Genomic DNA, 13186 nt, shown 5'->3' with positions numbered 1-13186 from the left:
AGTCTACATACGATAAAACTCTCAATCCCCTTTCCAGTAAGAAGAGTTAAATTAAGTAAATCGGCACTTAATCAATAATATAAAACTAACACCAAAAATATCGCCATCAATTGAATTCGGTGTCAGCATAACTGATGAAGAATGGGAGCATAAAAATTGATTAGTTTTTCATACCTTGAAAAAGAAATTAAATAAGCCGTGTTTTAGTTAATTCACTAATGAGCAAGAGTAAGTTCGGTTAGGTTTTAACACGGACTGCGCATCATATAACACTTCACTAATTAAAATTCTAAAAGTCTTATACACACAGCAATAGCTGATGCAGCTATAACTAATTATTTAATTCGATCAATTTTAATAATAGTACTGCTCAGTGATACTTTTAAAAACTCAATCATTATAATAATATGCCAAGGCATTAAGATACATTTTTAGAAAGCTAGTTGCGAGAAAAAATCAATTAAGGCAAGGGAAAAGGTTTACAAATCAGATTTCGACAAGATATACGCCGTATCTGTCCAGTAACCATTGACGAGAAACTGTGTAACTAATAACGATAACTTGCTGAAAATGGCGCGCCCGGAGGGATTCGAACCCCCGACCTTTCAGTTCGTAGCCGAATACTCTATCCAACTGAGCTACGGGCGCCTACTAAAACGTATAACCATATCGATAGGCTTATTCTCTATCAACGCGCCGGGACATCTAAATATTATTGAAGTTAGTGCGTCATACAATAGCGCAAGCTCCACATAATCCACAACGAAGCACTAATTAGGATGAACAAAATCACTAGCATAAATATAAACGACATAAGATTCATGCGGCTTTGTTCATTCTTGGTATTTAATCGTAAAAAACAAACAACCTGGACGATAAATTGTAAAATGGCAGAGATAAATATGATAGCCAATATCATGCTGACAGAAAGATTTGAATACAAAACCGCGAGAAAAGAAATTGATGTCAAGATGACACACAAAACCACTCCTAAGAGGTAGACACTTAGTTTCTTCTTACCTGTACCGTACATATTTTCGGTGAGTATTTCACTCATAAAATGGCTCCCACTAGATAGACGATTGTAAAAATGAAAATCCAGATAATATCGAGGAAATTCCAAAACAGTCCTAGATAAATCATGCGTCTTACTGTGTCCATATTGATTTTAAAAATAGATAGTTGGATAGTCATGATCAATATCCACAGTAGACCTATCGAAATGTGGAAGCCATGAGTCCCTACTAAGGTAAAAAAAGCGGAAGCAGCACCACTGGTGTCCCAACTATACCCATCCGCATTCAAATGGATAAATTCTTTGACTTCCATAACCACGAATACAGCGCCTAAAATGAAAGTTAAAATGAGCCAGAATATTGTGGAAGGCAATTTATTTCTGTCAATACTAAATATAGCTAAACAATAGGCAAAATTACTCGCTAACAAAAAGAAAGTTTCCAAAAGTATATAAGACAGATCGATTAGCGGTTTTAAAGCTGGCCCTACGGCTCCCGGGTAGTGTAACACCACAAAAGTGGTGAACAATGAGGCAAATAAAATACAGTCAGTCATAATGTAAAGCCAAAAACCGAAAACATCCATCGTCGTCGTGTCAGAATGATGATAGTGATCGGTAGCTGACGTATGCGCGTTCATGATAATGCTTCCTTGTAATGATGTAACTCGGTTTGTTTTACTGTTTCGGCTTTGACGTAGTAATTCGTATCCCGATTAAACGTCCGCGCAACTATCGTAGCAATAATACCAACGATACCAATAATCGCAGGAATCCACATATACCACACAATAGCAAATCCAAAAACCCCAGAAAACATGGCAATGACGAAGCCTGATGGGGTATTTTTCGGCATATGAATATCTTTGTATTGAACCTGTTTTGGATTAACTCTCCATGAGCGTTCTTCTTTTTTTGCTTTTTCTTTGTCTGCCCAAAATTGATCTTGCTCTTCGACCTTAGGAATGAAGGAGAAATTATATAAAGGCGCTGGTGAAGAAACAGACCATTCCAACGTTCTGGCATTCCACGGATCACCAGTATTATCTCGCAATTCGTCACGATTTTTGATACTTATAATAATCTGAATGATTTGTAATATGATTCCAACCATAATTAATGCTGCACCAAGTGCGGCTACAATAAAATAAGGCTGCAAACTGACGTCAGTGTAATGATTGAGTCGTCGCATAACACCCATGAGTCCTAAAAGATAAAGCGGCATAAAGGCAGCATAAAACCCTGCTACCCAAAAAACGAAAGACCACTTACCTAACCGTTCATCCAAGCAAAAACCGAAGGTTTTAGGGAACCAATAAATTAGCCCTGAAAAAAATCCAAAGAGCACGCCGCCAATAATCACATTATGAAAATGAGCAACCAGAAAAAGACTATTATGGACTTGAAAATCAACTGGAGGCACAGACATCAAAACGCCGGCCACACCACCGATAGTAAAGGTAATAAAGAACGCAAATACCCATAACATAGGTGTTCGCATGATAATTTGACCTTTATACATGGTAAACAGCCAATTAAAGATTTTCACCCCAGTGGGTATGGCGATGATCATCGTAGCAATACCAAAAAAGGCATTAACATCCGCCCCGCTACCCATCGTGAAAAAGTGGTGAACCCATACGATAAAAGACAAAAAAGTAATGACCAAAGTAGCGTATACCATTGTTCCATAACCAAATAATTTCTTTTGACTGAAAGTAGCCACGACTTCAGAAAAAATCCCAAATGCAGGTAAGATCAAGATGTAAACTTCTGGATGACCCCAAGCCCAAATTAGATTAATATACATCATCATATTGCCGCCAGCGAATTGGCTAAAAAAGTGCATTCCTAGTAGACGATCTAACGCTAATAATGCTAACGCAACCGTTAAAATCGGAAACGCTAAGGCAATCAAAACCATTGAACTAAAAGTAGTCCAAACAAAAATTGGCATTTTCATGAAAGTCATTCCAGGACAACGCATTTTAAAGACAGTGACAATGAAGTTAATACCACCTAAAAGGCTTCCTATTCCTGCAATTTGCAACGACCAAATAAAATAATCTACTCCAACAGTCGGACTATAATACAATTCAGACAATGGTGGATAAGCTAACCAACCCGTTGCTGCAAAATCGCCTATAACTAAAGAAACATTACAGAGCATAGCTCCCACAAAAGTCATCCAAAAGCTAAAAGAATTAATATAAGGGAACGCAACATCTCTTGCGCCAATCATTAATGGCAATGCGATATTGGCAAGACCAAATACCATTGGCATGGCTACAAAGAAAATCATAATAACGCCATGTGCTGTAAAAATCTGGTCATAATGTTCAGGAGGCAAATAACCCATATGAGTACCAGCCGCAATAGCTTGCTGAGAGCGCATCAATACTACATCTGAAAAACCACGTAACAGCATCACACCAGCTAAAAGCACATACATAATACCGATCTTTTTATGGTCTACGGAAGTTATCCATTCATGCCAAATATAAGACCATTTTTTGGTAACAGTGATAACAGCCATCGCACCAACGAAAGCTAACACCATAAAAACACCGGCACCCATGATAATTGGGGTATGAATTGGGATTGCAGTGAGCGATAATTTACCAAAAATAAGTTTTTCTAACATCTTTGATCCTTTTTTAATCTCTAATAGTTAAAATATCAACATCCTGGCAACCTATGTTCCCACTGTATGGGCATAATACCTGTGGTCTGCTTATACTTCATTATTATTTTCGAAAACAATCGAGGAATCACTACTGAATAATAATGCACAGACTCGTTGACAGAAGGTTGAATAAGATTCTCATAAACAGGAACTGTTAATGATTGTTTTGATCTCTTAATTTCCGCAAACCAATCCCGCAACTCATTCTGCTCAACTACTTTCACCGTAAAGCACATATCGGAAAACCCGTCACCGTTAAACTGACTATCAAGCCCTGTATAAGTGCCATCTTTTTTAGCCACCAAATGCAATCGGGTTCGCATGCCTGCCATAGTGTAAATTTGGCTACCTAATTGTGGAACAAAGAAAGCACTCATTGGTACATTATCATTAGTCAACCAAAATTCAACTTGTTGGCCTTTTGCAATTTCAAGGTAATTAACGGTGGCAATATTTTGTTTTGGATAGATAAAAAGCCACTTCCACGGTAATGCAACTACCTGAATCAGCATATGTTTTCCCGGAACATCTAATCTACGATAAGGATCAAGTTTGTGCGTCATGGCCCACGTCATAATTCCTAGGATGAGGATGATTGCACAAGGAATACCCCACCAAATAACTTCTAAAAGGACACTGCGCCCCCAATTTGGGCGGTAATCTATTGTGCTTTTCCCAGCACGATAGTGCAAAATAAAAGTAAAACTCATAATAAAAACAGGGATTACGACGATCAACATTAATGCTAATGAATCAAAAAAATTTTTTCTCTTCAGCTGAAACTATTCCTTCAGGGTTTAACATCCCTGCCATCATAGAATGGCAACCCACCAAACTAACACCAATCAAACTGATCAATGCAAGTGAGGAAAATTTTATTAATTTTTTCAGAATATTACTGATTATTATTATTTTTCTTTCGATCATGACGATTCCACTTTCTAAACTAATATATTGGTAATGCCCTCAATAGGCAACAAGAAAAACCCTAAAATAAGGAGACAACTGGTTTGAATTAACTTTATATTATTCTCTCACTGAAAGCTCTTTTCAATTTAGAGAGAACCGAAGTAATAGTTTGGGATACGGGTGATGATGATGCATCAGTATAATGCAAATTTCTTAATATTTTTATTATCTGGCAGTTAAAAACTACCGCCCTTCCTTTTCTCCGGAATCAAAAGAGAAAATGAGGGTAAAGTAAGATAAGAAGAATTCATCGCCTTTATAAGTTTATTAACTTTTGTACCTATTTGATAAAATTATTAAAAGCACACCTTCTGATGATCAAAATTATGAAAGATTGCAGAACACGTGAAGTAAAATATTTTGGAGAGTATCTCCACCGATAAAGATTTTGCTGAAAGAAAAACGAACAAAGAAATAACACAAAAACTTAGCCATATCCTTTCAGAAGGTTTAAAAAATTTAGAACTAACTAAAATAAATGCCACGATGAAAATGGTTTGAAATTATAAAGATTGTGTCGGATTCGAGATTAGGTTATTCGTCAATGTACTCTGTAAAATTAATCAGTTAGAATATATTTCTGCAAAATACTCAATTCGACTTCCTGTTCCTTCCATCAACTACTAGCTATAAGAAACTTCTTTTTTAACTTCATCATCTAGCTCAATTTTTGGTTTTTCTTAGTTTAACAATGAGAATGTAAATCGTTAAGTATTCTTGTATATCAAGCTATTGCCAATTTGCTAATTTTTTTAAATATAAAAATTCAAAAACAGTGCTATTTTCCCAAAAACCTTCATCCATTAATAAATTAATAAATGCTTTCAGTATAAATGTTTTTAACTAACTGCAAGTTTGTGTTTAATTTTATAGGGAATTAGCTGAGCCAAATTAATAATGTATATCTTAAAAAGTTCCATGCTTTGTTGGCTAATTTAATGTATTTAAGTAGCGGGTATGATTGTGGGGATAAAAACATTCGGTATCTAGGCTTACCTGACTGTTGAAGCGATAAGTTTAGGGAAAGGGATATTCTTTTTCTGCCTCACTCTTTACTACAAGACAGCATACTTCATAAGATTTATCATAATTTCCTCTCAAAATGATGATTGAGAGATACTGGTTATTCCAATCGGCGGTTCTCACTCATATCAACTTTAATATTATTTAATCAGAATTAGCCATCCCTTGACTCTAAATGCAACATCCTGGATAAGGTCTTAATAAACAATCTGTTGGAGAGACAGGGATTCGAACCCTGGAAGGAGTTATTCCCTCAGCGGTTTTCAAGACCGCCGCATTCAACCGCTCTGCCATCTCTCCTATAAACGATATCTAGGAATTCAGCCTATACATACTTTCCTCCCTTACCTTATTCCCATAAATAATAAATCCCGCTCAATTGGGTAAAATCCATATGGCTATCATGACTTCATCCGCCCCACAGTTTCTGCTGGGTGGCGGCGACTCCTTTGCTAAAATAAAATCTGCGTTGACTTGTTTCGCTATAGATTTAGTATGCTATGCTTCCTATTTTTTCCTACCTTACCAAAGATATAAGTTTCATATTTACTTGCAGATACAGAAAAATTACGGATCCTAGCTTCAGTTAATTTCACATCATTCCAAGAAAGCGTGGATCCACCCATGGCGGAAAAAGCGCATCAATTATTATTCTTTCCACTGCGCTGGATCTACTTTCGTAGAATGACATTCTAAATGTAGGATATGGAGGATATATAGAATGAGTTTTTCTAAAAATAATTAATTCCACCCATATGGCCTTTTAAAACATTTGGCACCCGAATACGCCCATCAGCTTCCTGATAATTTTCCATTACTGCAATCAATGTTCGGCCGACGGCAAGCCCTGAGCCGTTTAAAGTATGAAGCAATTCTGGCTTCTCTATGCCAGGTCGTCTCCACCGTGCTCGGATACGACGCGCCTGAAACGCTTCACAATTGCTGCAAGAAGAAATTTCTCGATAACGATCCTGACCCGGCAACCATACCTCTAAATCGTAAGTCTTCGCTGCCGAAAATCCCAAGTCACCTGCACATAACTCTATCAGTCTGTATGGAAGCTGCAATAACTGTAAAACCTTCTCAGCATGGCTTGTTAGTTCTTCTAAGGCCTGATAAGAACTATCAGGCCTTACTAACTGAACAAGTTCTACTTTTTGAAACTGATGCTGACGGATCATTCCACGCATATCTTTTCCATATGAACCTACCTCACTTCGAAAACATGGTGTTTGAGCCACCAGTTTTTTAGGCAACGCTTCAGCTTCAATAATTTTATTACGAGCCAAATTGGTTAATGGCACTTCTGCGGTTGGGATAAGAACCAGATCCCAATTACCCGCTAAGATAAATTGATCCTCGCGAAATTTAGGCAATTGCCCTGTCCCATACAAACATTCTTCCTGAACCAGGTAAGGCACATACACTTCCTGATAGCCATGATGCTCTATATGCAAATCCATCATAAAATTGGATAAAGCACGTTGTAGTCGAGCTAAAGTACCACGTAATACCACAAAGCGAGAGCCCGACAACTTGGCTGCTGCTGCAAAATCTAAATCTCTACGAAATTCCCCTAAAGCAATATGATCCTTTGGTGTAAAATCGAAGGTTGGTAAAATTCCCCATTTGCGTTTTTCCGGATTATCATCCTCTTTAATGCCATCTGGAACCGAGTCGTGTGGCAGATTGGGCAAGGATAACTGAAAGTCAGAAAGTTCTTTCTGGATGACTTCGAGTTCGATTTTGTGCTGTCTCAATTCGTCTCTCAGATGTGCAACTTCAGCTATTAAAGCGGTGGCATCCTCGCCATTGGATTTAGCAATTCCAATTACTTTGGATAGTTGATTTCTTCTTTCTTGAAGTGTTTGTATTGTTTCCTGATAACTTTTGCGTTTTTTTCAAGTATAAGAAAAGTTTTACTATCCAGTTCAAAACCACGACGACGTAATGCTCTTACTACCTTGTTTAAATCTTGGCGTAACACTTGAGGATCTAACATGCTTCTCTCAAAAATAATATTTTATGTCCTACTATCTGTTGCAACTAATGAGAATACCAAAAAGCTCACACATTGGCGAGAGCTTATCTCATACGCTTGAGATTCAATTGAGACTGGATGAGTGAAACAAAAATTATCCAAACCGTAACTAGAAAAAAGGCGGTAAATCCACCTAGAATTGCTACATATCATAAATGATAACAAAGCAAAACGACCCATCAAAATGCCAGAAAAGAATCGATAAATAATGAACCAAAGCAAGAACTATTGCTAAAACAATATAGGTTAACAGATGGGGGACCATTGTATTTAGTTTTTAATTTCTTAATTAATTGAAAAATATACTTATTTCAACAAAGAAAAGTGAGATTGACTAACAAATTCTTCAAGAGAGCGCAGGCCACCATATCTGGATAGGACTAAGATTTATTGTTTGACAACATTAATGGCACACGAGGGCTGGAATTTAAAAAGTTGAATTGATAAAGGGACATTCATTTTAATCCGATTAAATTGAAAAATACTTTTTTCATTTAGATTATTAAATACTACCATTTCTACCAGCTGATTTTTAACAAATTTTAAACAAAGCGAGTTGAAATTCAGACCTTGTCCCCTTTTTGGAAGTAAGTGGAACACCACGCCATTACCATCATTTAACAAAGCAATAGCAATAGAAAATTTTTGGTTTAAATCATTTATGGAACCTGATAATAAAGAAGCTGGATTAATGTTCGTTTTTCCCATTATCGGGTATATTACTTCTTGCGCTAAATCTACGTTATAAACGCATAACTTTTTTCCATTCATAATAATGATTTGCTTGGTAGGTGAATCAGTTTCCCATCGAAATCGACCCGGACTCATGATAATGACGCGACCTTGGCTTTTTCGTATAACCCGATCTTCGCTGTCGAGCGTAATTTGTTTAAATACAGCTTGATAGGTATTGAATCCTGACAATAACTGGCTTAATTGTGAAGCGATATTCGGATTTGCAGCAACAGTACTTGAACAGGCAATCAAGAAAAGCAATATGATAAAATTGATTATAAAATTTATGTAATTCATTTTTTTCTAAAAAAATTTTATTCCCGCGATGGCACGAGTACTTCACGAGTTCCATTATTTTCCATAGGACTAACTACACCAGCTGCTTCCATAGCTTCAACAATCCGTGCTGCTCGATTATACCCAATCTTAAATCGACGTTGAATACTAGAAACTGATACCCGGCGTGCACGAATAATAACTTCTACTGCCCGATCATACAGGGGGTCCCCCCTCCTCCTTCATCTGACCAACTTAATGCTGTCTCCGTAAAACTGCCGAAATCCTGAGCGCTTATTTCATCTAAAATCCCTTCAACATAATCTGGTTCACTGCAACTTTTCAAATATTCAACGACACGGTGAACCTCTTCATCACACACATAAGGACCATGCACTCGAACCGGTACCCCTGTACCCGGAGCCAAATAAAGTGAATCTCCCTGTCCCAGTAATTGTTCGGCCCCCTGTTGATCTAAAATCGTGCGCGAGTCTATTTTAGAAGAAACCTGGAAAGCAATTCGGGTAGGAATATTAGCTTTAATGAGTCCTGTAATCACATCCACAGACGGGCGTTGTGTAGCAAAGATTAAGTGGATTCCAGCCGCTCGCGCTTTTTGTGCCAACCGGACAATTAAGGTTTCTACCTTCTTACCGACAACCACCATCATATCCGAAAATTCATCTGCAATGATGACAATCTGTGGCAGCTCCTGCAATTCAGAAGGTTTTTCTTCTCCGTTTTGTAGAGGGTCTAATAAAGGGGTACCTGTTTCATTGGCTATTTTTACTTTGACGTTATATCCCAAAATGTGGCGAACTCCCAATGAAGCCATAAGACGATAACGCCTCTCCATTTCCGCCACACACCATCGCAGTGCTGAAGCAGCATCTCTCATGTCAGTAACCACCGGTGTGAGCAAATGAGGAATGCCTTCATAAACGGAAAGCTCCAACATCTTAGGGTCAATTAAAATAAGACGCAATTGTTTGGGTGTCGCTTTATAAAGTAAACTCAATAAGATAGCATTCAGACTTACCGATTTCCCTGAACCGGTTGTTCCTGCCGTCAGCAAATGAGGCATTTTTGCTAAATCTACAATAACAGGGTGTCCCCCAATATCTTTTCCTAAAGCAAGAGTTAGGCTAGAACGAGCATTTTGATATTGCTTAGTAGCCAATACTTCATAAATTGTCACGACTTCGCGATACTTATTCGGTAATTCCAAACCAATTACAGATTTACCAGGAATGACCTCAACAACGCGTACACTGATCACAGATAAAGAACGAGCTAAATCTTTTGCTAAATTCGTCACCCGACTGACTTTTGTTCCTGCTGCCAGTTGTAGCTCAAAACGGGTAACTACCGGTCCAGGATGAACCGCAACCACTTGGGCTTGAATATTAAAATCCGCTAACCGCAATTCCACGTCTTTTGATTTTTTCTGTAGTTCCTCTTCAGAATAGTTTGCAATATGATCATGTATTGGTTTATCCAATAAAGAAAGTTTTGGTACCGCTGCTGAACCTTTACAGCGAGTGGAGTTAAACTCGCTATCCACAATTTCAAGTTTCAGTGATTCCGCGATTTTAGGTTTTACAATTTTAATCCCTGAACCTATAGGAAAACCCGGTTCAATTTTTCGAACTGTCACCATTTCTCTGAAATGGTCTATTGGCCACAAATATTGCAATAGGCTCGACCACGAAACTTCACGCAGTCGAATAAAGCACCATCTAGTCGATTTTATAATCACTCTACATAAAAATTCTAAAATCTGAAACCAAGAAAGCCCATTAAATAATGTGATACCGATCAACAAAGAAGCGATTAAAATTAGTACGGTCCCAATAGAATTAAAGACAGGAAGCAAAGCATGTGTAACTACGGTTCCAGTAATTCCTCCGGCATTAAAAGGTAAACGCGGTGAAAATTCTTGCAAATGAAGATCAATCAAAGCGGAACCTGACAACAATACTAACAAAAAACCTACGAAACGTAAACCCAGAAAAGAGCACTTGATAACGGGATCTTGATTTTCTTCGTGGCGATTACGAAAACATACCCATGCGGCAAATGAAATTATAAAGGGAAATGCATACGCTAAATAGCCCACTGCATATAAGGCAATGTCAGACACCCACGCACCAGCACGCCCCCTGCATTAGCCACCGTTTTAACAATAAGGCTATGAGACCAGGCAGGATCCGAACGGTGATAACTCAACAAGGAAATTAAAAGAAAGATAGAAAATGCGATCGCTAGAATAAAATACCCTTCTCGCAGACGATAGTACAGGTGCGGACCCACAATGCCCTTTACTTCATTTACTTTTACTAATTTTTTGGCTTTACGCCGCTTCAATTATTATTTCTCCCGGTATGTTCATACAGTAGCAATACTTAGCAATTGTAGTTAGTATTATAATCAGAATAGATTACTAACGAATACCCAAATTAGTTCACTATGAAACAGCATCATCGTCTCCTCATTTTAGGCTCTGGCCCTGCTGGTTATACGGCAGCCATTTATGCTGCTCGCGCTAATCTCAAACCAGTTATGATCACTGGTATCCAAGAAGGTGGGCAACTCATGACGACCACCGATGTCGATAACTGGCCAGGAGAAGCATCCGGCTTACAAGGTCCTACACTCATCGAAAGAATGAAAAACCATGCAGAACGTCTTGATACACAATTTATTTTTGACTATATATCTGAATCCGATTTAAATCAACGTCCCTTTATACTCGCCGGAGATGCCGCTACTTATACCTGTGACGCTTTAATTATTGCCACCGGTGCCTCCACCCGTTATTTAGGATTGCCTTCTGAAAAAGCTTTTATGGGTAAAGGTGTATCTGTGTGCGCTACTTGTGATGGATTTTTTTATCATGGTAAAAAGGTTGCTGTTGTTGGTGGTGGAAATACGGCCGTTGAAGAAGCTCTTTATCTTTCTCATATCGCCTCTCATATAACTTTAATCCATCGGAGAGATAAATTGCGTGCTGAAAAAATGTTAACAGGACAATTAAACAAAAAAATTGACGAAGGGAAGATTACAATCACATGGGAACATGTGGTTGAAGAGATCTTGGGTAATGAACAAGGCGTAACCGGGGTACGCATTAAAAATATTAAAGATGGAAAAGCCAAAGAGCTTTCCGCTGACGGCCTATTCATAGCTATTGGTCATGACCCAAATACAAAAATATTCGAAGGCCAGTTAGAGATGAGGGAATCCGGATATCTGAAAGTGAAATCAGGACTGGATGGTAACACTACCGCTACTAACATACGTGGTGTTTTTGCTGCTGGCGACGTAACGGACCATATCTACCGTCAAGCTATTACTGCTGCGGGAATGGGGTGCATGGCGGCGTTGGATGTAGAACGATATCTAGATCTTTATGGAGGCTAAGGGGTTCAATTATTTTCTATAGTTTGACGTGATTTCTTGATTTTATTCCTTTCCCTCATGCAATATCGAGAGACGATTAACTGCTTTAAGTGTTCCTGTTAAAAACAGTGTGCTCCTGTATCCTTCATTGCAAGTGAATAAATGATTATTCAATATTTAAAATTATTAACCTTTATTTCTCAATTAAAAATCATTGATTGAAAGGGATATCTGAGGCATTATGGCCTTTTATTAACTTTTATGAAAACTTATGGCAAAAGAAGAATCTATTGAAATTCAAGGGGTCGTGGTTGATTCGTTACCTAATACAACTTTCCGGGTCAAACTTGAAAATGGCCATGTTGTGACTGCTCATATCTCTGGGCGCATGCGAAAACATTATATTCGCATCCTAATAGGTGATGCAGTGACAGTCGAACTAACACCTTATGACTTAACCCGCGGTCGCATCGTTTATCGAGAGGCCGGTTGGAAGAAATCGTCTTCGGAAGAATAATTTACTAATTATTGATAAATACCGCATGGCAATTTCTTCGTCAAAGAGAGCTACGGAAAGCTTAATTAGACGGAAAGCTTAATTAGATTGATATTAAGCTTAGTACACAATAACTGATTTAACAGAATGTATTTATTTTCTTGAATTAAACGTATTAAACGTATTATCAGGAGGACGGTATCCCTCGCTTTTTCGTTGTAGTTGTGTGCTACCAAACATTCTTCAGATTCTAAATTAATTAAAATTACTAGCAATGTTTAAGATCTGATATTCGGCATCAACCGTTTATTTCATTATAAATTACACGCGGTAATCTACCTTTTAACGGGTATTATCGGTGAAACAGCTATAATCCTTGAATTGTAAGGATGGAAAATCCAGTGCGCTTTTCAATTTTACCCAACAGCAATGCCGTGTTTAACTGCTTTCGAGCCTTAATCAATAAACCACTTTGTTCAAGTCATGATATACGCAGATATTGCGGGCGGATCAATTAATTAATCGAGAAATAGGATGGTTTTC

Annotated in this window: 8 protein-coding genes, 2 tRNA genes and 2 pseudogenes; 2 read left to right on the top strand and 10 right to left on the bottom strand. The window is 37.9% G+C overall.

The features are described from left to right. Positions 1-571 precede the first annotated feature (571 nt). The 10 genes and pseudogenes from LG660_RS00630 to LG660_RS00585 all read right to left on the bottom strand — a co-directional run bounded on the left by LG660_RS00630 (position 572) and on the right by LG660_RS00585 (position 11112). Positions 572-648, bottom strand: a tRNA-Arg gene (locus LG660_RS00630). A 73-nt stretch (positions 649-721) separates the two neighbouring features. Further along, positions 722-1033 (bottom strand): cytochrome o ubiquinol oxidase subunit IV, encoded by a 312-nt coding sequence (gene cyoD, locus LG660_RS00625; protein ID WP_258267754.1) that lies wholly within the window; start codon positions 1031-1033, stop codon positions 722-724. Between the two features lie 20 nt (positions 1034-1053). Next, entirely contained in the window at positions 1054-1656 is a 603-nt protein-coding gene (gene cyoC, locus LG660_RS00620) for a cytochrome o ubiquinol oxidase subunit III (protein ID WP_258267487.1), read from the bottom strand. Then, entirely contained in the window at positions 1653-3659 is a 2007-nt protein-coding gene (gene cyoB / locus LG660_RS00615; RefSeq protein WP_258267486.1) for a cytochrome o ubiquinol oxidase subunit I, read from the bottom strand. Before cyoB ends, cyoC begins: the two co-directional genes overlap by 4 nt. A gap of 35 nt (positions 3660-3694) precedes the next feature. Next, positions 3695-4441, bottom strand: coding sequence for a COX aromatic rich motif-containing protein (locus LG660_RS00610; protein ID WP_258267485.1), 747 nt, complete (start codon positions 4439-4441; stop codon positions 3695-3697). Positions 4442-4454: 13 nt separating this feature from the next. After that, positions 4455-4628, bottom strand: coding sequence for a hypothetical protein (locus tag LG660_RS00605; RefSeq protein WP_258267484.1), 174 nt, complete (start codon positions 4626-4628; stop codon positions 4455-4457). A gap of 1278 nt (positions 4629-5906) precedes the next feature. Continuing rightward, positions 5907-5993, bottom strand: a tRNA-Ser gene (locus tag LG660_RS00600). Positions 5994-6424: 431 nt separating this feature from the next. Continuing rightward, positions 6425-7695 (bottom strand): annotated as a pseudogene (gene serS / locus LG660_RS00595) (serine--tRNA ligase). 426 nt (positions 7696-8121) lie between these two features. Next, positions 8122-8766: an outer membrane lipoprotein periplasmic chaperone LolA gene (lolA, locus tag LG660_RS00590; RefSeq protein WP_309137051.1), complete on the bottom strand. Its 645-nt coding sequence runs from the start codon at positions 8764-8766 to the stop codon at positions 8122-8124. Between the two features lie 17 nt (positions 8767-8783). After that, positions 8784-11112 (bottom strand): annotated as a pseudogene (locus LG660_RS00585) (DNA translocase FtsK). A gap of 102 nt (positions 11113-11214) precedes the next feature. On the opposite strand from LG660_RS00585, the gene trxB reads away from it, so the two are divergent. Together trxB and infA are read left to right on the top strand one after the other, a co-directional pair. Beyond that, positions 11215-12168, top strand: coding sequence for a thioredoxin-disulfide reductase (gene trxB, locus LG660_RS00580; protein WP_258267482.1), 954 nt, complete (start codon positions 11215-11217; stop codon positions 12166-12168). A 250-nt stretch (positions 12169-12418) separates the two neighbouring features. Beyond that, positions 12419-12664 carry a translation initiation factor IF-1 gene (infA, locus tag LG660_RS00575; protein WP_258267481.1) on the top strand — a complete coding sequence of 82 codons (246 nt, stop codon included), beginning with the start codon at positions 12419-12421 and terminating at the stop codon, positions 12662-12664. Positions 12665-13186 lie beyond the last annotated feature (522 nt).

Origin of the sequence: Coxiella-like endosymbiont (assembly GCF_024730665.1) — a bacterium.
In the GTDB taxonomy this organism is placed as follows: domain Bacteria; phylum Pseudomonadota; class Gammaproteobacteria; order Coxiellales; family Coxiellaceae; genus Coxiella.
Note: the sequence above shows the minus strand (reverse complement) of the source record. Positions and strands in the feature narration are given on the sequence as shown.